Source organism: Aeromonas sp. S41-2 (genome assembly GCF_027705845.1).
Taxonomy (GTDB): Bacteria; Pseudomonadota; Gammaproteobacteria; order Enterobacterales; family Aeromonadaceae; genus Aeromonas; species Aeromonas hydrophila.
In genome coordinates this window covers 314,021-337,380 of record NZ_JAPDCG010000002.1, presented here as the reverse complement: position 1 = coordinate 337,380, position 23,360 = coordinate 314,021, and the positions used below count along the sequence as shown (strand labels likewise).

Sequence of the window (23,360 nt, the reverse complement as noted above, 5' to 3'; positions counted from 1 at the left end):
TCACCGTGCAGAGTGGGGGCAAACCGCTTTTTCGGCCGGATCTGCGGCAATCTCAACCGATGGCATGCCAGCCCGATGCCAGGGCACACACCTCGGCCGACAAGCCGCGGTTGGACTCCACCAGATCGCTGCACCACGCCCGCAATGGACGGGGGATCCGGCTCGGTTCCCAGGGGCGCGCGTCCTGCAGAGGGGCGGCATAGGCCTCCTTGATGGGAGCCAGATCCCGGGGCAGCCACCAGCTTGCCGGACGCCCCAGTCGCTGGGCCAGCGCCTGCACCCGATCCACCCCGGCAGGGTCGAGAGCGGTGAGATGGCTCCACAGCACATTGGGCGGCAAAGCGGCCACCACCTGCTGCAGGGCTAGGGAGGCAGATGGGGGTGCCCACACCAGCAAGCAGCCTGACTCAAGAAGAAGCTCGGCAAAGGCGCCGACGCTGTCGGTGGTGATCACCCGCTTGATATTCCCTTCCCCCCACAGGATCTTGCCAAGATCCTCAAGGGTGCGCTCAGGTAGGGCCACTTCGCCGAGGGCCTGCAGCCAGGGCGCCGCGTCGATCAGGGTACCGCTGCTAAAAAAGAGGCTGAACGGCTGGGCGGAGCGCAAGCGCAACAGCTGATCGGCACAGAGCCGAATGCCCTTGTCCTCAAAGTCGATCTGCTCGTTGGGGGTGAAGTTCACATCTGACTTGCGATAGAGCGCCGCCAGCACCCGCTCGTTAACCTGCTCCCCCAACTGCCAACCCTGAGCATGAAGCCACTCCTCAGGCTCGGGGAGAGCGGTGGCGATCTCGGCCAGCATCAGCTCGCGGGTGAGATAGCGCCGTCCGGCCGGGGTCAGCTCATAGCGGTGATTGCCAAGGGGGAGCAGCAGCTGATTGTCCTTGAGCATGCCGATGAGGGGCTGCCACTGGCGACCGCGGATAACCTGGGGCGCCTCATCCAGCAACTGCTGAGCCAGCGCTCGCCACTCGGGGTGACTGAAATCGATCACACGCATCCTTCCCTGTCGGCAGACCATCTTTCAACGAATTGAATAATCTAGCGATTTACGACTAAGGAGCCAAGGGCGGAAAAGAGACAACGTGACCTGGCGCAGGGCCAAACGGCGGAGGGAATAAGGTGAAAGGCAGATAAAACAAAACGGCCAAGCAAGCTTGGCCGTTTCATCAACTCTTTCAACGTTCCCTACGAGAGGGAAGCGTGATTAGAAGTTGTATTGCATACCAACAGTCCACTCGTCATCTTGCTGACTCAGGCCTTGGATTTTGTATTCGGTGTAAGCTTTCAGCTTGGAGTTGAAGGCGTATTCAACACCCATGGAGGTGAAATCTACGGTGTCTTCGTAAGAAGTTACACCTTCCACTTTCGCTTCAGCGAAGTTGTAGCCAGCCAGGAAGGTCCAGGCGTCTACGTTGTAGGAAGCAGCCAGCTCGTAGCCACGCGCCTTGGCATCGTTGAAGCCGTCGAACTTGTAGGTGGATTCGTTATACAGGGCAGCGAAGTAGAAACCCTGATAGGTGTAGCTTGCGGCAACAGCCCAGTCATTCTTGTCGGTCAGATCAGCACGGCTGAAAGTACCGTTTTCGGAAGTGATGGTGAGGGTGGAGGCATCTTCGAAGCTCTTGGACTCGTAACCTGCTGCCAGACCCAGACCAAAGTCGAAGTCATAGGTTGCGCCCAGGGTGTAGCCGTGGTCCATTTTACCTTCAACACCAGACCAGCCAGCGTAGTTCGCATCATAGCTGCCGTTGTTGGTGATGTAGCCACCCTTCAGGCCAAAACCGTTCCACTGACCGTTATAGATAGCCTGACCTTCTTGACGACCATCATAGACGTTGGCCATGTCACCGTAGTCGTTGAAGATATCGGTCTTGGCGACGGTTGCATTGTAGAAAGCAGTTTCTGTCTGACCAAACAGGAACTGGCCATACTGGGAACCATCGAAGCCAGCATAGATGTGACGAGCCTTCAGCTCACGCTTATCGCTGCCATAGGAGTTTTCGGAGGCCAGTTGCCACTCAGTTTTGGCAACGCCAGACCAGGTGTCATTCAGAGCCATTTTGCCGGACCAGCCCAGACGGGCATAGGTGGTCAGCTCACCATCATTCTTGGAGTAAGAATCTGCGTCTGCATCGTAGGAGTCGTACTCGCCGAAGTACTGGGCATGTACACGACCGTAGATGTCGAAGGTGGTACCGTCTTTGTCATAGATGACGGCAGCGTTAGCTGCGGATGCAAACAGAGCCGGGATAGCAATAGCCAGAATTGTCTTTTTCATAGTTTCCAATGCCTACTGTAATTAAACACTAAGTTGTTGTTATTCCCTGTGTTAGCGATGTACTTTGCATCACTATGGCGCCGAGACTAGCACCGGGTTTTCCAATCCGCAATGAAAAAACTTGGAACTTTTTGAGAAAACCATAGTCATAGGGAAAAAATTGTGAGCTGAATCCCATATTGTTTGCCCTCTCAGGGAAAACGTTTACAGCGATACGCGCTGCCTGAAACGCCCTTTTTTGGTGGTTTATTGCACGCACAATCCACCCCATGACATAAGTGCGGATCCCGGCCCATAACCCCTGCCTCACCTTGCCTCGACCCAGGCCGCCTGTTGCGGGTATCCTGTGACCATTCATCCCAGACACGGTCACACCCCATTCATGCTATCGACTCGCCTCAAAGCCACCATTCGCAATACCTATCGACAGATTGCCGATGGTTTACCCGGTTTTGTGCCGCGCAAGGAGCAGAATTTTCTGGTGGCCGAGATAGCCAAGACACTGACCGGGGAATATGACAAACAGCGTCGCATCCTGGTGGCCGAAGCCGGCACCGGCATCGGCAAGTCTCTCTCCTATGCCCAGGGGGCCATCCCGGTGGCACGGCTCACCCAGAAGAAGCTGGTGATCTCCACCGCCACCGTGGCGCTGCAGGAACAGCTGATCCACAAGGACCTCCCCTTCTACCACCGCCACAGCGAGCTGCCGTTTCGCTTCATGCTGGTCAAGGGGCGCCAGCGCTACTGCTGCGAGCACCTGCTGGAACAGGCCGCAAGCGGCAGCGAGATGGCCAACTTCGAATTCGACTTCGGCAGCCTCAGCAAGCACAAGCCATCAGACGCCGACAAGAGCTGCTATCAGGCGCTGTGGCAGGCCTACACCGACGGCAAATGGGATGGCGATCGGGACAACTGGCCCAAACCCATCACCGATCTCTGCTGGGATCGCATCGCCGCCGACCGCCATACCTGCAACAAGGCGCTCAGTCATCATCAGCACTGCCCCTTCCACCGCGCCCGCAACGACATGGATGCGGCCGATGTGCTGGTGGTCAACCACGCCCTGCTGCTCTCCGACCTCACCATGGGTGGCGGCATCATATTGCCGCCGCCGGACGAGTGTATTTATGTGCTGGATGAGGCCCACCACCTGCCCACCATCGCCCGCGATCATGGCGCCGCCTCGGCCAGCGTCAAGGGTTCGCGGCGCTGGCTGGAGAAGCTGGCGCAGGGTGCCGGCAAGCTGGCCAGAACCCTCAACAAGGAGAGCCTGCTCGATCCCCAGCTCAAGCTGCAAGATGCGCTGGCCTCCCTGCAGCCGGATCTGAAGGCGCTGGAACAGTGGCTCGCCGCCAACGACCGGCTGTTCAATGAGGAAAAACACTGTCGCTTCGCCGATGGCGTCTTGCCAGACCCTCTGCCGATGCTGGCTGAGAACCTGAAGGAGGCGAGCAAGAAGGCTCTGCGGGCGCTGGACAGAATGCAGGGCGCCATTGGCGAGGCGTTGAAAGATGGCGAGATCCGCCGCAAGGAGGCCGAACCCCTGCTGGCGGAGAGCGGCTTCTATCTGCAACGACTGGAGGGGTTTTGCGCCCTGTGGGAGATGTTGGGGCGGCACGTGGCACAAGGCAAAACGCCGTTGGCCCGCTGGATGGTCAAGAGTGATGACGGCGACATCTGGCTGCATGCCTCCCCCATCGAGGTCGGCTATCTGCTGGAAGAGTGGCTCTGGTCCAGGTGTCTTGGCGCCGTGCTGGTGTCGGCGACCCTGACCGCCCTCTCCTCCTTCAGCTATTTCCGCCACCAGGTGGGGCTCAAAGAGCACGATGGTACCCGCTATCTGCGCCTGCGCTCCCCCTTCGATTACCAGAAGGCCGAGCTCTATCTGCCCAAAATGGAACACGAGCCCAGCGCCCCCGCCTTCACCCAGGAGCTCATCAGCACCCTGCCCCGTCTGCTGGCCGGCAAGGAGGCGAGCCTGGTGCTCTTCTCCTCCTACCGGCAGATGAACGAGGTGGCGGTGGGTCTGCGGGCCAAGGGACTCTCCCTGCTGGTGCAGGGCGAAGCCTCCCGCAATGCCCTGCTCACCCTGCACAAACAAAAATGCGATGGCGGCCAAGCCAGCATCCTGTTCGGCACCGGCAGCTTTTCGGAAGGGCTGGATCTGCCCGGCCACTACCTCACCAACCTGGTGATCACCAAGCTGCCGTTCGCGGTGCCCAACTCGCCGGTGGAAGAGGCCACCGCCGAGTGGGTCGAGAAGCGGGGCGGCAACCCCTTCCTGCAGCTGACAGTACCTGAGGCGTCGCGCAAGCTCATTCAGGCCTGCGGTCGTCTCATCCGCAAGGAGGCGGACAGGGGCCGGGTCACCATCCTCGACCGACGTCTATTGACCAAGCGTTATGGCAAGGGGTTGCTCGACGCGCTGCCCCCCTTCAACCGTCGGATTGAGTAAGACAGGGGCCCATTGGCTCGGTCAGAACCCGTACCGTGGCTTGCGTTCGCTTTAAGCATCGAGGCCGAGAGGCAACCCAGGCGCCATAAACGCCTATTGCTGCCCTTGGGCAAACCTGTAAAAATGAGCCCCTGTTTTTCAGTGGGCACTCGCCGACTGTTCAAGGAGATGAAATGAAACTGACTGTTCTGGTGCCGGCCCTGGCTGGTCTGTTGTGGGCAGGTAGTGCCCTGGCCGATGCCCAATTGGAAGTGACCAACCCCTACGTCGTACAGCTGGTCGATGGCCAATCCATCAATCCCAAGCTGCTCGACAAGACGAGTACCTATCCTATCAAAGCTGGCAAGCACCAACTGGTTGTCGCCTTTGAAGGCAACTACTCCAGCCGCAGCGAGACCAAGCTGGTGACCGCCGAGCCCCTGGTGATCAACTTCACCGCCGCCGACAACCAGAAGCTGGTGTTGGACTACAAGAAGCCGCGCAACGAAGCTGAAGCCAAGCTGTTCGTCAAAGAGCAGAAAGTCGCGCTGAAAGACAAGAGCAGCAACCAGGTCGTCGCCAGCGAGCAGTTCGTGCTGCCGAAAGTCGAAGGCTTCCAGCTGACCCGTGACTATCAGCAAGAGCTGCTGAACATGGGCAAGGCCTTCAACCAGCCGGCCACTGTTGCCGTCTCCACCGCCGCCGTCATGGCCGCCAACAGCGCCCCGGTGCAAGTAGCCCCGAGCAAGGCTCAGAGCAACCCGGAAGCCCTGACCCAGCTGCAAAACTGGTACAACAAGGCCGATGCGGAAACTCGCAAAGCCTTCCAGATCTGGGTGATCCAGCAGCAGTAATGGCGTGCGAGCACTCGTTTCGTGCGACAAGGGGAGCCTGGCTCCCCTTTTTCATATCTGCCTCTCTGCCAAGGCCCTGCCGTCATGTCACTGCGCATCTTCTATCACCCCCTCTACTCCGCCCTGACCCTGCCAGCGCGCCATCGCTTCCCGCTGGCCAAGTACCAGGCGCTGTTCGAGCGGCTCGGCCGCCTCGGCTATCCGCTGGCAGAAGCCGCCCCCGCCACCCCTGAGCAAATCAAACGGGTGCACGATGCCGCCTATGTGGAGGCAGCCCTCACCGGCACCCTTGATGCAGGCGCCATTCGCCAGCTCGGTTTTCCCTGGTCGCCCCTGTTGATTGAGCGCACCCTGCGCTCGGTGGGAGCTACCCTGGCGGCCAGCCGCCACGCCTTGGAGCAGGGTTGCGGCCTGCAGATCTCCGGCGGCTATCACCACGCCCACCGGGACGTTGGCAGCGGTTTTTGCCTCTTCAACGATCTGGTGATCGCCGCCCAGGTGTGCCTGGACGAAGGGCGCTGCGAGCAGGTATTGATCATCGATCTCGATGTACACCAAGGGGATGGCAGCGCAGCACTGTGCCAGGGGCGGCGCGACATCATCACCCTCTCCCTGCACGGGGAGCACAACTTCCCCCGCCACAAGCCCGCCTCCCACATGGATTTTCCCCTGCCAAGCGGCATGGCGGACGATGCCTATCTCACCACGCTGGCAGAGGCGCTCAACCTGGCGCTGCGACTCTACACCCCCGACCTCATCCTCTATCAGGCCGGGGTCGATGTGCATAAGGACGACGAGCTTGGCTATCTCGCCTTGAGCGATGAAGGGGTCCGCCAGCGCGATGCCATGGTCTTTGACTGCGCACTGCGGCACGGGCTGTCCATCGCCGCCGTGCCGGGCGGCGGCTACCGGCGCGACTGGCAGCAGTTGATCCCGCTGCATATGTCCTTGTTTGAAGAGGCGAAAAAGCGTTACGGCTAACCGTTTATCTCTTCGTCAATCTCTCCATGAATCTCTAACTGGCAACCGTTGCAAACAACAAGGCGGCCCTGGGGCCGCCTCTTCTATATACCGGGTACCCTATTGATACCGGGCACCCTAGCTCCGTCTTGCCCCCATGTAGGGAAGCGGGGCTGGGATCCTGCCGCCCCCGTTCAGGCGTGGGCCACCGGCGTCGGGTGTTCACCCAGCTTGCGCAGCAACATCAGCAGATACACGCACGACACGCCGGCGATCACGATGAACAGCTGATTGTCCGAGTAGTGCTGCATCAACAACGCGGTACAGGCCGGTCCGAGCAGGCTGCCGATGGTGTAGCTCAGCAGCAGCGCCTGGTTCATCGCCACCAGCTGATGGTGCTCAACCTTCTCGCAGGCCCATGCCATGGCCACCGGGTAGAGGGTGAAACCGGCTGCGCCCAGCACAAACAGCGCCGGGCCCATCGCCACGCCGCTGAGCATGGCCCCGCACCCCAGGATCACCACCAGCACCTGTACCCGCAGCACCGGCAGGCGCCCGAACCGATCTGCCAGACGGCCCACAGGCCACTGCCCCAGGATGCCCGCACTCACCATCACCGCCATCCAGTAGCCGATGCCGGCATCGCTCACCCCGCGGTGGTTCAGATAAAGCGGCATCAGGCCATACAGCGACCCCAATACCATGCCGGAGATGATGCAACCATCGACCCCGAGCCGCGCCTGCCGCAGCCGCAGCATAGGCCAGACCCGGGTGCTCCCTTGTTGCTCATTGCGCTCACTGACGATGCGGGTGAACAACAGCGGCAGGATAGCCGCCAATACCAGCCCGGTCGCCCAGGGCAGAACCTCCATCAGACCAGTCGGCAGCTTGCTGACCAGCAGCTGTCCAAGCACGGTCCCCAGGTAATAGACCATCATGTAGGCGGCCAGCAGCCGCCCTCGATTGCGCGCGTTGCCGCTGCACATCAGCGCGCTCTCCACCACCACCCAGATCATGGCGCAGCCGATGCCGGCGAGGAACCGCCAGCCGAGCCAGCTCCAGAAACCGAGGGTAATACCGAGCCCGACACAGCCAGCGGCAAAGAGGGCGGACGCCAGGTAGTAACTGCGGTTGAACCCGTAGCGTTTGATCAGTGCCCCCGCCAGCAGGGTGCCCAGCAGGTTGCCGCTGAAATAGGAGGAGCTGACCATGCCCACCTGCCAGGTCGGCAGATTGTCATGGGCCAGCCAGAGCGGCACCAGGGTGTTCAACACCGCGATGGCCAGCGTGAGCAGCAGCAGGCCGCAGAGCAACAACAGCACTGGCCGGGTGTAGGTGGTCATGGGTAATACCGTGAGGAGAGTCAAAATGCGAGCGCATCATGCCACCGCCAATGCCATTGTCAATCGGCGTTAATTGGCGCAGGGGATGTTTTTTTCGTGCAGGCAATAAAACCTCATTTGGCACCGCTCAGCGCTTGCTCGGCAGCCCGGTTCATCCCCTTGATTAACGAGTAGTTTGGCGGTCTTGCTGGGGCATGACCGGTCGTTCATCCCCATCGACCTGGCGCGGCGCTATCAACAGGGCCGCGGAGCGCACACACAAAAGCGCCCCACCTCAGTGGCCAAGCCACCCCGTCACTGATGCTCAATCTGCCCAAAAACGAAGAGGCGACCCCAGGGTCGCCTCTTCGTGAGTACTTAGCACAACGCCGGTTAGCGCTGACGCTTCTTGGCGTACTTGCGACGTGCTCGCGCCTGACGCTCCTCTTCCCGCTCCGCCTTCTCCTTGGCCTTCTGTTCGGCCTCGGCCTCGGCTTCCACAATCTCGACGCTCACCATCGCCGGGGTCTCCAGCGAGATGCGACCCAACAAGCCTGAGCGGAACTCGTTGACCAGGATCTCGGACGCCTTGTGCAGATCGGCCAGGCCGCCCTTGCGCATGAAGCCGCGCTGGCGGGCGATAAGCTCCAGCAGCTCGATCTCGGTTTCCGGCAGCTCGCTCAGCTGGTAGCGCGCCTGGATCCGCTCCGGGTAGGCCTTGATGAAGTAATCGGCGGCAAACATGGCGATGTCGGCGTAGTCGAACACCGTGTCCTTGATGGCGGCCGTGATGGCCAGCCGATAACCGCAGGAGGGAGGATTGAGCTTGGGCCACAAGAACCCCGGGGTATCGGTCAGGATGACGTTGTTGTCCAGCTTGATCCGCTGCTGGGACTTGGTCACCCCCGCCTCGTTGCCGGTGCGGGCGATGATGCGCCCGGCCAGGGTGTTGATCAGGGTGGATTTGCCCACGTTGGGAATACCCATGATCATGGCACGCACGCCGCGCAGCTCCAGATTGCGCTCCGGCAGCATCTCGTGGCAGAGGGTCAGCAGCTGCTTGATCTTCTCCGGCTCCTGCTGGGTCAGGGGCAACGCCTTGATCCCCTTCTCCTGCTCCATGTGGGCCACCCACAGCTCGGTGATCTCGGGGTCGGCGAGATCCGCCTTGTTGAGCACCTTGATCACCGGAGTATCGCCGCGCAGCTCGGGCACCAGCGGGTTTTCGCTGGAGAAGGGGATGCGGGCGTCGAGCATCTCGATGATGACATCGACCTGGGGCATGACCTCGGCAATCTCTTTGCGGGCCTTGTGCATGTGGCCGGGGAACCAGTTGATGGACATATCCGTTACTCTCATCTAGGGACTGCGGGCGCTGGCTTGCGGTGGCGCGAGCGGCGAGCGGTGCGGACGCTGGGCGTCGCAAGGGGGCGCATTTTACCTGCACACGCCCTGATTTGACAGGCCATTCTAGCCGCCAGCCCGCAATCCGGCCAGATTCTCCCCCACCCGGCCCCCTCGCCCACCGGTGCCCAGTACTTCGGCTGCATTAATATAAGCTATTGATACAACATAACATTCATGCAACACCTTCATCGGATTGTCATCCCGTTTCACTAAAAGTGTCATCTGCGACCTCTAGGCTGCGCTCAGGTTTTACAAGGAGCGAACCCCAATGAGAAAGATGGCAGGACTTGCATTGATGATCGGCGCCGCCCTGGCCGCCGGCTGCAACTCCAACAACGACAGCAGTGCGCCCGCCCCCGGCGCCAAGAACGTGATCTTCTTCCTCGGCGACGGCATGGGTCTCAACACCCTGACCGCCGCCCGCATCTACGGCGTCGGTGAAGAGGGCAGCCTCACCATCGATACCCTGCCGGAGACGGCCTTCATCAAGACCTTCTCCCACGATGCCCAGGTGACCGACTCGGCCCCCTCCATGTCCGCCTACATGACCGGGGTCAAGAGCAACAACGGCGTCATCAGCATGGACAGCGACGCCACCCAGGAGAGCAACTGCAGCAAGAGCGCCGGCAAGCCGGTCACCACCCTGCTGGAACTGGCCAAGGCCGCCGGCCGCGGTACCGGCGTGGTTACCACCACCCGGGTGACTCACGCCACCCCGGCCGCCACCTATGCCCACCTCTGCAACCGGGATCTGGAAGCCGACATCGCCGCCCAGCTGGTGCCCGGCGGCGTGGGTTACAACAGCGCCCTCAAAGAGGGGGTGGACGTGGTGCTCGGCGGCGGCAGCAGCTTCTTCCTGCCCAAGGCCGACAAGGGCAAGCGCGAGGATGGCCGCAACCTCATCGATGAGATGAAGGCCAAGGGCTACCAGTTTGCCGGCAATCTGGACGAGTTGAACAAGGCCGAGGCGGGCAAGCCGCTGCTGGGGCTGTTTGGCTCAAGCCACATGAAATATGACCTGGATCGCCCCGCCAGCGAGCCTTCCCTGGCCCAGATGACCCTGGCTGCCATCAAGCAGCTCAAAGACCAGAAGCAGGGCTACTTCCTGATGGTGGAAGGGGGCCGCATCGACCACGCCCTGCACGACACCAACGCCAAGCGTGCCCTGCAGGACACCCTCGCCTTCGACAACGCCATCAAGGCAACTCTCGACGAGGTGAAGAAAACCGATCCCGAGCTGAAAAACACCCTGATCGTGGTCACCGCCGACCATGACCACACGCTAGTCCTGAATGGTTATGCCAAGCGTACCGGCAAGACCACCGCCGACAACCCAGGCGTGCTCGGGCTGGTGAAGAACTACGAAACCGGCGAGCCGAGCAAGGATGCCGATGGCATGCCCTACACCATCATCGGCTTTGGCAACGGCTACAACCGGGTGGACGGGCCGCGCAGCAGCGTGGCGCCGCTGGACGACGCCACCGTCTCCGCCAACGACTATCACCAGGAGGTGGTGGTCAAGGTGGGCGAAATCGGCAACGAGACCCACGGCGGCACCGACGTCTTCCTCGGCGCCATCGGCCAGGGAGCGGATAGCTTCCACGGCTCACTCGACAACACCGCCGTGTTCGGCAAGGTCAAGGCTGCGGCCGGGCTGTAAGGAGCATTCCCATGAAAAGAGCCATCAACCAATCCATGAAGCAGAATCTGCATAAAACCCTGGTCAGCACGGCCCTGCTGGCCGCCCTCGGCGGCGCGGCCCAGGCACAGGCCGCCGACGCAAAAAACGTCATCCTGTTTATCGGCGACGGCATGGGCCCCACCGTGCTCACCGCCACCCGCCTCTACAAGGTGGGGGAAGAGGGCAATCTGGAGATGATGAAGCTGGCCCGCAGCGCCCGCATCAAGACCTTCTCCAACGATGCCCAGACCACCGACTCGGCCCCCTCCATGGCGGCCTACACCACCGGGGTCAAGATGAACAACGAGGTGATCGCCATGAGCAGCGACACCAGAGCCGTCGCCCCCGGCAAGGACGCCAACGGCAACAAGGGCGTCAACAACTGCGCCAGCGACAACGGCAAGCCGGTGCCCACCCTTCTCGAGCTGGCCAAGGCGGCGGGCAAGTCGGTGGGGGCCGTCACCACCACCGAGCTGACCCATGCCACCCCGGCCGCCACCTACTCCCACATCTGCCATCGGGATGCCGCCTACGCCATCGCCGAGCAGGCGGTACCGGGCGGCGCCGGCTTCAACCAGGCGCTGGGGGACGGGGTCGACGTGCTGATGGGGGGCGGCGCCAACCACTGGACGCCCTACAACAGCACCAGCAACAAGGGTGGCCGCGCCGACGGACGGGATCTCACCACCGAGCTGACCGCTCAAGGCTATCGCTACGTCACCACCAAAGATGAGCTGGCTGGCGTCAACTCGGGCAAGGTGCTTGGGCTGTTCAGCGCCAAGTCCCACCTCGACTACGAGCTGGACCGCGTCGCCAAAGGGGCAGCCAATACCCAGCCGTCGCTCTCCGAGATGACCGCCAAGGCGATCGATCTGCTCAGCCAGAACAGCCAGGGTTACTTCCTGATGGTGGAAGGGGGCCGCATTGACCACGCCCTGCACGGCACCAATGCCAAGCGCTCGCTCACCGACGCAGTGGCACTGGACGACGCAGTCAAGACCGCGCTCGGCAAGGTGGATTTGAAAGATACCCTGATCGTGGTCACCGCCGACCATGACCACACCATGACCATCAACGGCTACTCCGCCAAGGGCAACAAGGTGCTGGATCTGGTGAAAAATGGCGATGGCTCGACCCAGAACGACGTGGATGGCAAGCCGTTCACCACCCTGGTGTTCGGCAACGGCCCCAACCGCCCCGACGTGCGCCCCACCCTCACCAGCGATCAGGTGATGGCGGACGACTACCTGCAGGAGACCGGGGTCAAGCTCGGCTCCGAGACCCACGGCGGCGGCGATGTCATGCTGTTCGCCGACGGTGCCGGCAGCAGCCGCTTCAAGGGGACGCTGGACAACACCCGGGTGTTCGGCAAGCTGAAGGAGGCGCTCGGCCTGTAAACGGCAGGGCCCGGCAGAGTGCCGGGCTCTGCTCGTTCGAGCGATCACCCATATGCGACTGTTACTTCCGTTGTGGCTGCTCGCCAGCAGCCTCGCTTTTCCCCTCCTGGCCGATGAAGTCCCCGATCTGGCCGCCCGCATCCGTTATCAGGACAGGGTCACCAGCAGCGACGGCATCAGCAAGGAGAGCCAGTGGCAGGAGAAGTGGCTGCGGGTTGGCGATCAGGTGTGGAGCCAGCGGCTCATCCCGCTGCCCCTTGCCCGCGCCTATCACGCCACTCACGATGCCACCCCGGGCCACCAGCACTTCACCCACCAGATGGCGGCGCGCTGGGTAACCCGCGACCAGCAGGGGATGCTGCAACTGCGCTACGCCGACAACTGGCACAACCAGCTGGTGGAGGTGCCGGAGGAGGAGTACGGTCAGGTGGCTTTCAAACCCGACTGGCCGCGGATCCGCCACCTCATCAACCCGGCCCTGTTGCAGGAGATGACCCCCCTTGATGAAAGCGCCCCCGAACAGGCGCGCTGGTATGAAAAACGCGAGGGCAACCAGCGCACCCGCATCCTCTGGTCGAGCCGCTGGCTGTTGCCGCTGGTGGTGGAGTCGGCGAGTCTAGACGGTTATCGCAGCTACCGGATGGAGGTGACCCTCAAATCCCTGCCCAAAACCCTGCCCTGGCAGCAGCTGGAGGGTTACCAGACCCTGGATCTGCGGGATTTCTTCGACTGACGGGACGCCCCGAATGGGGTGAGCTGATTTGTGCTGACGGGATGTTACACTCTGTGTACTCATCCCGGATCCGGCCTGCCATGCGTACTTCCCTGCTCTTGCTGCTTTGCACCCTGCTCTTCCCCGCCGTCCAGGCCCAGGCCGTGGTGGTCATCGCCGCCGAGATCCCCCCCTATGTCATTCGCTCCTATCAGGGCGCCCCGAGCGGCATGGCCATCGAGGTGCTGGAGGAGGCGGCCCGCCGCCTCAAGGAGCCGCTGACCATCGAGCTGATGCCACTGGCCCGCGCCCTCAGCCAGACTCGCCACCGCCAGGACGTGCTGCTGGTGCCGCCGGTGCGCAGCCCCCAGCGCGAGCCGCAGTTCCTGTGGATTGCGCCGCTGCTGGACGAGGCCTTCGTGCTGGTCAGCCATCGCCAGTACCATCCGGCCCCCATCACCAGCAAAGAGCTGCCCGGCCTCACCGTCGGCGTGATGCGCGGTTCCTATGGCCAGAGCCTGCTGCAACCCTACCCGCAAGTGAAACAGGCGTTGGTGGCCGAGGAGATCCACAACGCCAGCAAGCTGGCGCTGGGCCGCATCCAGGGCTGGGCGGTGGCCTGGAACAGCGCCCGCTACAACCAGCAGCAGGCCGGCCTGCCGCTGGCGGATCTGGTGCGCGGCGACACCCTGCAGCGGGCCTCGCTCTATTTGGCCGCCAGCCCCCGTTTCCCGGCCGCCGAGGCGACCCGCTGGCGCAAGGCCATCGCCACCATGCACGACGATGGCAGCCTGGCGCGCATCATCAAGCAGTACGATTACCAGGCCCCCTGACAAGCTTGTCAGGATAATTGCCAAAGCAGTCCAGAATGGTTATGGTATCCCCATGAAAGCGCTCATTATTTTATCAAGCCAGCTCACACCCCGTTGAGCCCCCGCCCTCGCCTCCGACAGCGAGTCGTTCGGGGGCATCGCATTCCCGATCTGTTTTTTCGTATCGCACACTCTTTTTCGACCAGCTTGCCCGTCATCCTGGTCCTTTAACCCATTGATAAGGAATATCTTATGAAACAGCCTCATCTCGTGATCTCCAGCCTGGATCTCGACCGCATCGAGCAACTGCTCGGCAACCATCCCCAGCACCTGGCCCTGCAGGAGGAGCTGGATCGCGCCGAGATGCGCGAACCGGCCGACATGCCGCCGGACGTGGTCACCATGAACAGCACGGTGCGCTTCAAGATGCCGAGCAGCGGCAACGAGTTCTGCCTGACCCTGGTCTACCCCAAGGACGTGCAGGGTGACGAGTCGAAGATCTCCGTGCTGGCCCCGGTCGGCAGCGCCCTGCTCGGCCTGAAGGTAGGCGACAGCATCGCCTGGCCTGGCCCGGCCGGTCGCACCATCGAGGTGGAGATCCTGGAAGTGGTCTATCAGCCGGAGCGTGCCGGCGAGCTGCACCGCTAATCCTCCCGGGTACGTGCCAAGCCGCTGGCGCAGGCCTGCGCACGTGCCCGCCCCTGATCCCGATCAAGCTTTGCCACGGAAGCGCCGCCGATCCCGCTCACATGCCCTGCTTTCTCTTGAGCCCGGACGAGGCGGCAGGTATCTTGTTGGCCGCGCCAGCACCCTGGCCGCAGATTTCAGGCTGACATCATGATAAAGATTGCCCTCATCGACGATCACCAGATCGTCCGCTCCGGCTTTGCCCAACTGCTCAATCTCGAACCCGACCTGCGGGTGGTGGCCGAATTCGGCTCGGCCGCCGAGGCGCTGGCGGGACTGCCCGGCAGCGGCGTGCAGCTGTGCGTGTGCGACATCTCCATGCCGGACCAGTCCGGGCTGGATCTGCTCAAGCGCCTCCCTTCCGGCCTCGCCGTGGTGATGCTGTCGGTGCACGACAGTCCGGCGTTGATCGAACAGGCGCTGCAGGCCGGCGCCAAGGGGTTCCTCTCCAAGCGCTGCAGCCCGGATGAGCTGATCGCCGCGGTGCGCACCGCCGCCCATGGCGGCTGCTACCTCACCCCGGACATCGCCCACAAGCTGGCCTGCAACAGCCAGGATCCGCTCACCAACCGGGAGCGGGAGGTGGCCCAGCTGCTGGCACGGGGCCTGGAGGTGAAGGCCATCGCCGAGCAGCTCGGTCTCTCCCCCAAGACGGTGCACGTGCACCGCGCCAACCTGATGGACAAACTGAAAGTCAGCAACAACGTGGAGCTGGCCCACCGCATGCTGGACAGCTGGTGATCCCCCGTCTTGCCAGCTATGTCGCCATCTCGCTGGCGGCTTGCTTCATCTTTGCCGCTGGCTGGTTCTGCCTGTGGAGCATCGGCCTGCACCTGGCAGGCTCGCCCATGCTGGCGGCCCTGCTGTTCCCCTTCGGCCTGCGTCTGGGGCTGCTGCTGCAAAGCCCGATCTCCTACTGGCCGCCGCTGCTGCTGTGTGAATCCCTGCTGCTCTACTGGCTCAACCAGGAGGTGGGGCTGCCGCTGTGGCCGCTCATTCAGGCGGGCAGCCTGCTCACCCTGCTGCCGCTGCTGATCGCCCGCCGCCAGCCGGTACGCAACGACTGGCAACAGCTGCTGGTGCTGCTGGCCACCGTCACGGTGGCAGCGGGGCTACAATCCCTGCTCTGGCATCTGGCCGGTGAGGATGGCCTCACCGCGCTGCTGCTCACCCTCACCGGCGGGCTGACGCTGACCTCCACCTGCATGCTGATCTGGCACTACCTCACCCGCGCCACCTGGGTGCCGCTCGGGCCGACCCTGGTGGATCAGCCGGTGGACTGGCGTTTTCGCCATCTGGTCTGGTATCTGCTGCTGTTCGTGCTGAGCCTCTGGCTGCAGCTCGGCCTGCCGGACTCGCTGGTGCGCTTCACCCCGTTTTGTCTGGCCATCCCCATCATGGCCATGGCCTGGCGCTACGGCTGGCAGGGGGCCCTGCTCGCCACCCTGATGAACACGGTGGCGCTGATGGCCGGCCAGGCCTGGCACGATCATCCGCTCGACCTGCTGCTCTCCCTGCTGGCCCAGAGCCTCACCGGCCTGCTGCTGGGGGCTGGCATCCAGCGCCAGCGCGAGCTCAACCAGGCGCTGACCCGCCAGCTCGCCCACAATCGCCAGCTCACCGAGCGGTTGCTGGAGACCGAAGAGAGCATCCGCAAGGAGGTGGCGCGCGAGCTGCACGACGACATCGGCCAGACCATCACCGCCATCCGCACCCAGGCTGGCATCGTGCGCCGGCTCGCCCCGGACAATGCAGGGGTCGGCCAGAGCAGCGCCCTCATCGAGACGCTGTCGCTGGGCATCTACGACGCGGTGCGCGGCCTGCTCGGCCGGCTGCGCCCCCGCCAGCTCGACGACATGAGTCTGGAGCAGGCGGTACGCGGCCTGCTGCGGGAGCTGGAGCTGGAGCGCCACGGCATCGTCACCCGGCTCGAGTGGCAGCTGGCGGACGCCGGCCTCTCCGATGCCCAGCGGGTCACCCTGTTTCGGGTCTGTCAGGAGGGGCTCAACAACGTGGTGAAACACGCCAATGCCAGCTCGGTCACCATTCGGGCCCACCGCCAGGGCGAACGACTGACCCTGCTGCTGGAAGACGACGGCTGCGGCCTGCCGGAACACCGTACGCCCCAGGGCTATGGCCTGCTCGGCATTCGCGAACGGGTGCAGGCACTGGGAGGCGCATTGCAGCTCTCCTGCGTGCACGGCACCCAGCTGACCGTGACCCTGCCCGGCCGCAAACGGGAGGAGAGTCATGAGTAACCCCCTGCTGCAAGGGAGGAGCATCTGATGCTCGGCTTCATGAGAAGCGCACCGCCCCAGCCCCTCATCCGCGATCAGGCCGAGATCGACGCCTGTTATCGCCACTGGCGCCTGCACATCCTGCTGACCATGTATCTGGGCTACGCGGTCTTCTACTTCACCCGCAAGAGCTTCAACTTCGCCATGCCGGACATGCTGGCCAGCGGCATGCTGAACAAGGCCGACATCGGCATGCTGTGGACCCTGTTCTACATCACCTACGGTTGCTCCAAGTTCTTCTCCGGCATCATCAGCGACCGCGCCAACCCGCGCTACTTCATGGGCCTCGGGCTGATGGCGACCGGGGTCATCAACATACTGTTCGGGCTCTCGTCGTCGCTGTGGCTGTTCGCCGCCCTCTGGGTGGCCAACGCCTTCTTCCAGGGCTGGGGCTGGCCCCCCTGCTCCAAGCTGCTCACCAGCTGGTACTCGCGCAGCGAGCGCGGCTTCTGGTGGTCAGCCTGGAACACGGCCCACAACGTGGGCGGCGCGCTCATTCCCCTCATCGTCAGCACTCTGGCCCTGCAGCACGGCTGGCGCTACGGCATGATAGTGCCCGGCCTTATCGCCATCCTGGCGGGGTTGTTCCTCTGCTGGCGGCTGCGCGATACCCCGAGCGCCATGGGACTGCCCACGGTGGGCGAGTGGCGCAACGATGCCATGGAGCTGGCCCAGCAGACCCAGGATGCCGGCCTCTCCCATCGCCAGATCCTGCGCAAATACGTGCTCGGCAACCCCTATATCTGGCTGCTCGCCTGCTGCTACGTGCTGGTCTACGTGGTGCGCACCGCCATCAATGACTGGGGCAATCTCTACATGACCGAGCAGCGCGGCTTCAATCTGATGAGCGCCAACTCTGCCATCTCCATGTTCGAGGTGGGGGGCTTTATCGGTGCCCTGGTGGCGGGCTGGGGATCGGACAAGCTGTTCAACGGCAACCGCGGGCCGATGAACCTCATCTTTGCGGTGGGCATATTGCTGGCGGTGGGATCACTCTGGCTGATGCCCTTCTTCAGCTATGTGATGCAGGCGGCCTGTTTCTTCACCATCGGCTTCTTCGTGTTCGGCCCCCAGATGCTGATCGGCATGGCGGCGGCCGAGTGCTCCCACAAGAATTCGGCGGGGGCCGCCACCGGCTTCGTCGGTCTGTTTGCCTACATGGGGGCGGCGCTCTCTGGTTATCCGCTGGCGAGGGTGCTGGAGATCTGGCACTGGCAGGGCTTCTTCGTGGTGATCTCGGTGGCCGCCGGCGTCTCCGCCCTGCTGCTGCTCCCCTTCCTCAAGGCGCAGGCGCCACGCCCCCGCGACGCCGATTGACCGGCTAGGCTTGCGCCAGCCGGCAGACCCGGTTCTTGCCCTCCCGCTTGGCCTGATAGAGGGCGCGATCCGCCTGGCTGAACAGGGTGTCGAAGTGCCAGCTGTGCTGGCAGCATACCAGCCCCATGCTGACGGTGATGCCGATCCCTTGCATGTCCTGCGCCGCCAGAGAGCGAATGATCTGCTCGCAGCGCTGCTGCTGCGCCGTTTCATCCTCCTGCGGTAGCAGCAACACGAACTCCTCGCCGCCAAAGCGACTGGCCACCAGCTCTTGCTGAGCGCCGAGATAGGCCCCCACCGCTGCCAGCACCTTGTCCCCCATCTCATGACCATGGCGATCGTTGATCTGCTTGAAGTCATCGAGATCCAGCACCGCCAGGGCGCCGAACTCGGTCATCCGGCGCCGGGCCATCAGCTCCATGAAGCCGCGCCGGTTGAGCAGGCCGGTGAGCGGATCGTGGCTCGCCTGCTGGCGCAGGGCCAGTGCCCGGTACTGGGTGCAGAGCAGCAGCACGCCGAAGGTGGAGAGGTAGCTGCCCATCAGCATGGAGAGGAAAGGCAGCACGTTGACACCGCTCTGATCCATCAAGACTCTGGCGTCCCCCTGCAGCAGAAATGCCATGCGCAGCAGATTGAAGCCATAGAGCAGGATGTTGACCACGGTGAACACCAGTACGGCGGGCAGATAGGCGGGATAACCGTGCCGCCAGATGAGAAAGACGATCACCGCCCCCAGCACCATGTAGCTCAGGCAAGCCAGCAGCACCCGGGGGGCCATCTGATCGTTGAAGGCAATGCTCCAGCTCAGGATCAGCACATAGATCAGCATGAACCAGCCGCTGGCAGACCAGCTGAGGGGCTGGCCGAAGAAACGCTGCAGCGCCAGCGGCATCAGGGCGATGCAGACGGTGATCAGCAGATTGGCCAGCCAGATCCCCGCCAGACTCGGCATGAAGGCCTGCAGGGTAAAGAGGCTCTGGGCCGTCAGTGCGAACAGACTGGACCACCACCAGTATCCGAGTCCGGGGATCTCCCTGTGGGTCGACCAGATGATGGAGAGGGTGATGAAGCCGAGGCTGTAGCCACCCAGCGCCATGATCATCAGGGTGAATACATCCAGCTTGAGCAGTATTGAGGCGTCCATACCAGTGCCACTAAACGAAGGTAACTGAGTATATTGGAAGCGCAAAACAAGACCCAGCGGTGTCTGACTAAATCCTCAATTAAAAATCATCTGGTGGGTGGTAATCGCACTCGCTAAATTCATTCGAATCTGTTTTTTGGCACTTGGCGGCCAGGTGAGCAACAATTGACACTGCTGATGGCGGGCTGGCCTGTAACAAAATGTGCTGAATACATTTTTGGCTTGAACCCGCCTCATTAGATAGATATGTTGTTTTCGTGTGATTTTATGAGTGTCGCCACGGGGAAAAAGCGCCACTAACCTATTGAGTCATCTGGCACAATCGGAATTTGGTACATTTTTCACTCAGCTCGTGGCAAATAGAATCTCATATGGGGCTTTTGCCTCAATCAAGACAATAATCCTGTCTTGCCCTGTTGCCGGATGCAGCAGTCTCTTGTGCCACGGAGTCGCACGGGATCAGGTTCAAGGCCGAACACACTTTTGACAGAGACGTCACTTATGATCAAAAAACTCATTCTTTCTACCCTGCTGCTGTGCGGGCTGGCCAACGCGGCGCCCACTTCCACCCTGGATGCCGTGCTGGAGCGCGGCGTGCTGCGGGTCGGTTTCGACGCCGGCTATCAACCCTTCGAAATGACCAACAAGCAGGGCCAATACATCGGCTTTGACGTGGATCTGGCCAAGATGGTCGCCAAGGAGATGGGCGTGAAGGTCGAGTTCGTCAACACCGCCTGGGATGGAATCATTCCGGCCCTTTTGACCGACAAGTTCGACGTCATCATGGGCGGCATGACCGTCACCCCCCAGCGCAACCTGCGCGTCAACTTTGCCGACCCCTATATCGTGGTCGGGCAGACCATCGTCCTGCGCAAGGACAAGGCCGGCGAGATCAAATCCTTCACCGACCTCAACGATCCCAAGTACAAGATCGCGGTCAAGCTCGGCACCACCGGCGAGCAGGCAGTCAAGCGTCTGATCCCGAAAGCCACCCTGCTGCAGTTTGAAACTCAGGATGACGCCAAGCTGGAAGTGATCAACGGCAAGGTCGATGCCTTCGTCTACGACCTGCCCTACAACGCCATCTTCGCCACCCAGAACAAGGGCGCCGTGGTGCACCTCGACAAGCCGTTCACCTTCGAACCGCTGGCCTGGGCCATCCGCAAGGGCGACCAGGACACCCTCAACTGGTTCAACAACTACCTGCGCCAAATCAAGGGCGACGGCAGCTACGACCGCCTCTACCAGAAGTGGTTCGAGTCCACCGCCTGGCTGAACCAGCTCAAGTAACCTCGCAAGGGGCGGCCCGCCGCCCCTTCACGCAGATCCCCACACAATAACTACAACGAGGTTGCGACAGTGCACAACCCAACAAGACAGATGGAAAAACAACCCAATCAACTGCTCTGGCACGGGATCTTCCTGCTGATCGTGCTGGCCGCCATCTTTGGCATCTACAAGGCCGTGCAATCGGTGGATTACACCTGGCGCTGGGAGCGGATCCCCCAGTACATCGCCTATCAGGCGGAACAGAAAAATTACGCCGAATTTGACGGTACCGTGGTCGCCGGCACCACCGAGGCCGACAAGGGCAAGCTGTTTTTGCAAAACGATCTCGATCCCAACCAGCGCCAAGCCATCGCCATCAGCGGCGGCCAGGTAGCGGAAGGGGACACCGTCTTTCGCGGCGACACCCTCGACACCCAGCTGAGCTGGACTGCCGGCCCCATCGCCTGGGGCGTCTGGGTCACGGTCAAACTCTCGCTGGTGGCGGGCATCTTCGCCATCCTGCTTGGCACCCTGGCCGGGCTGGCCCGACTCTCTCCCAATCCCGCCCTGCGCAACCTGGCGGTCACCTACGTGGAGCTCATCCGCGGCACCCCGCTGCTGGTGCAGATCTTCATCGTCTACTTCTTCATCGGCACAGTGCTGAACCTCGACCGATTCACCGCCGGGGTAGCGGCACTGGCAGTCTTTACCGGCGCCTACGTGGCGGAAATCGTCCGTGCCGGTATCAGCTCCATCCACAAGGGGCAGATGGAAGCGGGCAGAAGCCTCGGCATGACCTCGGCCCAGACCATGCGCTACGTCATCCTGCCGCAGGCCTTCAAGCGAGTGCTGCCGCCGCTGGCGGGTCAGTTCATCAACCTTATCAAGGACTCCTCGCTGGTCTCTGTCATCTCCATCACCGATCTCACCAAAGCAGGGCGCGAGGTGGTGAGCTCCACCTTCAGTCCGTTCGAGGTGTGGTTCACCGTGGCCCTGCTCTATCTGGTGCTCACCGGCACCCTCTCCTTCCTGGTGCGTCGTCTGGAGGTGAAATATGCGCGCAGCAACTGATCCGATTATCAAAGCCAGCGGTGTAGAAAAGTTCTACGGCACCGAGGTGCACGCCCTCAAGAACGTCAGCACCCAGGTCGCCGAGGGGGAAGTGGTGGTGATCGTCGGCCCCAGCGGCTCCGGCAAGTCCACCTTCCTGCGCACCCTCAACCAGCTGGAGACCATCAACGACGGCAATATCGTGGTCGATGGCATCAGCCTGACCGAGCCGGGGGACGTCAACAAATTGCGGGAAGAGGTGGGCATGGTGTTCCAGTCTTTCAACCTCTTCCCCCATCTGAACGTGCTGGACAACATCTGCCTAGCCCCGCAGAAGGTGCGCGGACTGTCGTGTCGCGATGCAGAAGACAGAGCCAAGGCCCTGCTGCTCAAAGTCGGTCTGTCGGCCAAGGCCGAGAGCTATCCCTCCCAGCTCTCCGGCGGTCAGCAACAGCGGGTGGCCATCGCCCGGGCACTCGCCATGCAGCCGCGCATCATGCTGTTTGACGAGCCCACCAGTGCGCTCGACCCCGAGATGGTGGGCGAGGTGCTGGACGTGATGAAGGGGCTGGCCCGCGAGGGGATGACCATGGTGGTGGTCACCCACGAGATGGGCTTTGCCCGTGAGGTGGCAGATCGCGTGCTCTTTATGGAGAGCGGCGAGCTGCTGGTAGACGAGAAGCCGACGGACTTTTTCGACAATCCCCCCTCCCCGCGCCTGCGCCAGTTCCTGAGCCAGGTGCTGTAATAGCGCCGGCGATAAAAAACAGAAGAGGGAGCCCATGGCTCCCTCTTCTGTTTATACCGAAACCCTGTGTTTATCGGCTGAATCTGACTGGCTCCCTTATCAGTTCAGCGCGAGGACTTTCCCAGATAACGCTCCACTATGGTTCGGATCCCGTCCCGCTTCTTGAGTTCGTAGAGCCGCTTGTCGAACTGCTCGGCAAAGTCCTCCTTGAAGTCGAATTCCCCCTTGCGGCTGTAACCGAGAAACCCCTGCTCCTTGCTGAGCACCGGCCCTTGCTTGAGCTGGGACATGTCGGCCACCGCCAGCTGGTTGCCCTTGATCATGTTGAGCAGCTCATAGAGCAGGGAGAGGCGGTCGTTGACGGTACAGTCTACCCGGCCGCGCACTATCTTGAGCAGGTTCTCCCGATTGCTCTTCACCTCCTCCAACCCGATCTTCTGCTGCTGGACGGCCTGCCAGAAGGGGGCACCACCTATGGTGAAACCGGCATTCATGCCAAAGCGCAGCCCGTAGTAGTCGGCCGGAAACTGCGCCTGCGGGGTATTGACCGCCACCCCGGCACCGCACATCACCACCAGCTCCTCGTCGAGCAGGGGTTGGGAGTAGGGCCACATCCAGGGGCGGCTGTCGGGCTGGTAGTAGGGTGGGAAGATGGCGAAGGCACTGCCCTGTTCCACCATGCTGAGACCCCGTCGCCAGGGCATGGCCTTGAGCACCACCTCGTACTCATCCATGGAGGCCGTCACGCTGCGCACTATGTCGGCATAGATCCCCTTCACCTCCTCCCCCTCCTGCCAGGAGTAGGGCGGATAGTTGGCATCGGCCAGGATCTCGACCCGGGTCTTGGCCTGCGCCAGCAGGCAGACTCCCATCAACAAACAACACCACAGCCGCATCATCTGCCACTCCAGAGGTAGAAAACCTCATCAAGCATAGTCATTGCGCCATGGCTCAGAGGGTCATCACGCCCTTTCATGGCAATGCGTTT

At 62.3% G+C, this 23,360-nt stretch carries 20 protein-coding genes; 14 read left to right on the top strand and 6 right to left on the bottom strand.

Translation table 11 applies throughout. The features are described 5' to 3' along the window. Positions 1-52: 52 nt before the first annotated feature. Together OKC44_RS06070 and OKC44_RS06065 are read right to left on the bottom strand one after the other, a co-directional pair. The gene (locus OKC44_RS06070) at positions 53-994 is read right to left on the bottom strand and encodes a hypothetical protein (RefSeq protein ID WP_179101314.1); all 942 of its coding nucleotides are present in this window, start codon (positions 992-994) and stop codon (positions 53-55) included. Positions 995-1,207: 213 nt separating this feature from the next. Beyond that, positions 1,208-2,281: a porin gene (locus OKC44_RS06065; RefSeq protein ID WP_077095399.1), complete on the bottom strand. Its 1,074-nt coding sequence runs from the start codon at positions 2,279-2,281 to the stop codon at positions 1,208-1,210. Between the two features lie 382 nt (positions 2,282-2,663). Here OKC44_RS06065 and dinG point away from each other — a divergent pair, with 382 nt between their 5' ends. The 3 genes from dinG (at position 2,664) to OKC44_RS06050 (ending at position 6,550) form a co-directional block, all read left to right on the top strand. Next, complete coding sequence (gene dinG, locus OKC44_RS06060) at positions 2,664-4,736, top strand: ATP-dependent DNA helicase DinG (RefSeq protein ID WP_236766657.1); 2,073 nt, start codon at positions 2,664-2,666, stop codon at positions 4,734-4,736. A 173-nt stretch (positions 4,737-4,909) separates the two neighbouring features. Next, on the top strand, positions 4,910-5,569 hold the full coding sequence (locus OKC44_RS06055; RefSeq protein ID WP_017409874.1) for a YccT family protein: 660 nt from the start codon (positions 4,910-4,912) through the stop codon (positions 5,567-5,569). An 84-nt stretch (positions 5,570-5,653) separates the two neighbouring features. Next, positions 5,654-6,550 (top strand): histone deacetylase family protein, encoded by an 897-nt coding sequence (locus OKC44_RS06050; RefSeq protein ID WP_236766656.1) that lies wholly within the window; start codon positions 5,654-5,656, stop codon positions 6,548-6,550. A gap of 173 nt (positions 6,551-6,723) precedes the next feature. On the opposite strand, the gene OKC44_RS06045 is transcribed toward OKC44_RS06050, so the two are convergent. Further along, the gene (locus OKC44_RS06045; protein ID WP_202005297.1) at positions 6,724-7,872 is read right to left on the bottom strand and encodes an MFS transporter; all 1,149 of its coding nucleotides are present in this window, start codon (positions 7,870-7,872) and stop codon (positions 6,724-6,726) included. A gap of 372 nt (positions 7,873-8,244) precedes the next feature. After that, entirely contained in the window at positions 8,245-9,195 is a 951-nt protein-coding gene (gene ylqF / locus OKC44_RS06040) for a ribosome biogenesis GTPase YlqF (protein WP_016351290.1), read from the bottom strand. Positions 9,196-9,526: 331 nt separating this feature from the next. On the opposite strand from ylqF, the gene OKC44_RS06035 reads away from it, so the two are divergent. The 8 genes from OKC44_RS06035 (at position 9,527) to OKC44_RS06000 (ending at position 18,161) form a co-directional block, all read left to right on the top strand. Then, on the top strand, positions 9,527-10,918 hold the full coding sequence (locus tag OKC44_RS06035) for an alkaline phosphatase (protein WP_045527414.1): 1,392 nt from the start codon (positions 9,527-9,529) through the stop codon (positions 10,916-10,918). Positions 10,919-10,929: 11 nt separating this feature from the next. After that, positions 10,930-12,336: an alkaline phosphatase gene (locus tag OKC44_RS06030; protein WP_414429619.1), complete on the top strand. Its 1,407-nt coding sequence runs from the start codon at positions 10,930-10,932 to the stop codon at positions 12,334-12,336. 52 nt (positions 12,337-12,388) lie between these two features. Beyond that, positions 12,389-13,069, top strand: a complete 681-nt coding sequence (locus tag OKC44_RS06025) for a hypothetical protein (protein ID WP_236766655.1) — start codon at positions 12,389-12,391, stop codon at positions 13,067-13,069. A 41-nt stretch (positions 13,070-13,110) separates the two neighbouring features. Continuing rightward, positions 13,111-13,881, top strand: coding sequence for a substrate-binding periplasmic protein (locus OKC44_RS06020; protein ID WP_414429618.1), 771 nt, complete (start codon positions 13,111-13,113; stop codon positions 13,879-13,881). Positions 13,882-14,112: 231 nt separating this feature from the next. Beyond that, on the top strand, positions 14,113-14,508 hold the full coding sequence (gene rnk, locus OKC44_RS06015) for a nucleoside diphosphate kinase regulator (RefSeq protein ID WP_011706600.1): 396 nt from the start codon (positions 14,113-14,115) through the stop codon (positions 14,506-14,508). Between the two features lie 189 nt (positions 14,509-14,697). Then, positions 14,698-15,288 carry a transcriptional regulator UhpA gene (gene uhpA, locus OKC44_RS06010; protein WP_011706601.1) on the top strand — a complete coding sequence of 197 codons (591 nt, stop codon included), beginning with the start codon at positions 14,698-14,700 and terminating at the stop codon, positions 15,286-15,288. Beyond that, entirely contained in the window at positions 15,285-16,805 is a 1,521-nt protein-coding gene (gene uhpB, locus OKC44_RS06005; RefSeq protein WP_236766653.1) for a signal transduction histidine-protein kinase/phosphatase UhpB, read from the top strand. The genes uhpA and uhpB overlap by 4 nt, the downstream gene beginning before the upstream one ends. A 27-nt stretch (positions 16,806-16,832) precedes the next feature. Continuing rightward, a complete protein-coding gene (locus OKC44_RS06000) occupies positions 16,833-18,161 on the top strand; it encodes an MFS transporter (protein WP_215783683.1) in 1,329 nt (442 codons plus the stop codon). 4 nt (positions 18,162-18,165) lie between these two features. Here the strand turns inward: OKC44_RS06000 and OKC44_RS05995 are convergent, their stop codons facing one another. Next, positions 18,166-19,305, bottom strand: a complete 1,140-nt coding sequence (locus OKC44_RS05995; RefSeq protein WP_236766652.1) for a GGDEF domain-containing protein — start codon at positions 19,303-19,305, stop codon at positions 18,166-18,168. Between the two features lie 501 nt (positions 19,306-19,806). Between OKC44_RS05995 and OKC44_RS05990 the strand changes: the two genes are divergently transcribed. From OKC44_RS05990 to OKC44_RS05980, 3 genes are all read left to right on the top strand, one after another. Then, the gene (locus OKC44_RS05990) at positions 19,807-20,595 is read left to right on the top strand and encodes a transporter substrate-binding domain-containing protein (RefSeq protein ID WP_016351298.1); all 789 of its coding nucleotides are present in this window, start codon (positions 19,807-19,809) and stop codon (positions 20,593-20,595) included. 90 nt (positions 20,596-20,685) lie between these two features. Further along, on the top strand, positions 20,686-21,645 hold the full coding sequence (locus OKC44_RS05985; protein ID WP_041213497.1) for an amino acid ABC transporter permease: 960 nt from the start codon (positions 20,686-20,688) through the stop codon (positions 21,643-21,645). Continuing rightward, positions 21,629-22,372, top strand: a complete 744-nt coding sequence (locus OKC44_RS05980) for an amino acid ABC transporter ATP-binding protein (RefSeq protein WP_236766651.1) — start codon at positions 21,629-21,631, stop codon at positions 22,370-22,372. The genes OKC44_RS05985 and OKC44_RS05980 overlap by 17 nt, the downstream gene beginning before the upstream one ends. Before the next feature lie 104 nt (positions 22,373-22,476). Here OKC44_RS05980 and OKC44_RS05975 read toward each other — a convergent pair whose 3' ends face one another. After that, entirely contained in the window at positions 22,477-23,244 is a 768-nt protein-coding gene (locus OKC44_RS05975; protein ID WP_130633374.1) for a substrate-binding periplasmic protein, read from the bottom strand. Positions 23,245-23,360 lie beyond the last annotated feature (116 nt).

What these genes read in the sequence shown, in the direction of transcription:
- OKC44_RS05975 (WP_130633374.1), bottom strand. Translation starts at nt 23,244, where the DNA reads ATGGGAGTCTGCCTGCTGGCGCAGGCCAAGACCCGGGTCGAGATCCTG.
- OKC44_RS05985 (WP_041213497.1), top strand. Translation starts at nt 20,686, where the DNA reads ATGGAAAAACAACCCAATCAACTGCTCTGGCACGGGATCTTCCTGCTG.
- dinG (WP_236766657.1), top strand. Translation starts at nt 2,664, where the DNA reads ATGCTATCGACTCGCCTCAAAGCCACCATTCGCAATACCTATCGACAG.
- OKC44_RS06030 (WP_414429619.1), top strand. Translation starts at nt 10,930, where the DNA reads ATGAAAAGAGCCATCAACCAATCCATGAAGCAGAATCTGCATAAAACC.
- rnk (WP_011706600.1), top strand. Translation starts at nt 14,113, where the DNA reads ATGAAACAGCCTCATCTCGTGATCTCCAGCCTGGATCTCGACCGCATC.
- OKC44_RS05990 (WP_016351298.1), top strand. Translation starts at nt 19,807, where the DNA reads ATGATCAAAAAACTCATTCTTTCTACCCTGCTGCTGTGCGGGCTGGCC.
- uhpA (WP_011706601.1), top strand. Translation starts at nt 14,698, where the DNA reads ATGATAAAGATTGCCCTCATCGACGATCACCAGATCGTCCGCTCCGGC.
- OKC44_RS05995 (WP_236766652.1), bottom strand. Translation starts at nt 19,305, where the DNA reads ATGGACGCCTCAATACTGCTCAAGCTGGATGTATTCACCCTGATGATC.
- OKC44_RS06055 (WP_017409874.1), top strand. Translation starts at nt 4,910, where the DNA reads ATGAAACTGACTGTTCTGGTGCCGGCCCTGGCTGGTCTGTTGTGGGCA.
- OKC44_RS06065 (WP_077095399.1), bottom strand. Translation starts at nt 2,281, where the DNA reads ATGAAAAAGACAATTCTGGCTATTGCTATCCCGGCTCTGTTTGCATCC.
- OKC44_RS06050 (WP_236766656.1), top strand. Translation starts at nt 5,654, where the DNA reads ATGTCACTGCGCATCTTCTATCACCCCCTCTACTCCGCCCTGACCCTG.
- OKC44_RS06020 (WP_414429618.1), top strand. Translation starts at nt 13,111, where the DNA reads ATGTTACACTCTGTGTACTCATCCCGGATCCGGCCTGCCATGCGTACT.
- OKC44_RS06025 (WP_236766655.1), top strand. Translation starts at nt 12,389, where the DNA reads ATGCGACTGTTACTTCCGTTGTGGCTGCTCGCCAGCAGCCTCGCTTTT.
- OKC44_RS06035 (WP_045527414.1), top strand. Translation starts at nt 9,527, where the DNA reads ATGAGAAAGATGGCAGGACTTGCATTGATGATCGGCGCCGCCCTGGCC.
- ylqF (WP_016351290.1), bottom strand. Translation starts at nt 9,195, where the DNA reads ATGTCCATCAACTGGTTCCCCGGCCACATGCACAAGGCCCGCAAAGAG.
- OKC44_RS06045 (WP_202005297.1), bottom strand. Translation starts at nt 7,872, where the DNA reads ATGACCACCTACACCCGGCCAGTGCTGTTGTTGCTCTGCGGCCTGCTG.
- OKC44_RS06000 (WP_215783683.1), top strand. Translation starts at nt 16,833, where the DNA reads ATGCTCGGCTTCATGAGAAGCGCACCGCCCCAGCCCCTCATCCGCGAT.
- OKC44_RS05980 (WP_236766651.1), top strand. Translation starts at nt 21,629, where the DNA reads ATGCGCGCAGCAACTGATCCGATTATCAAAGCCAGCGGTGTAGAAAAG.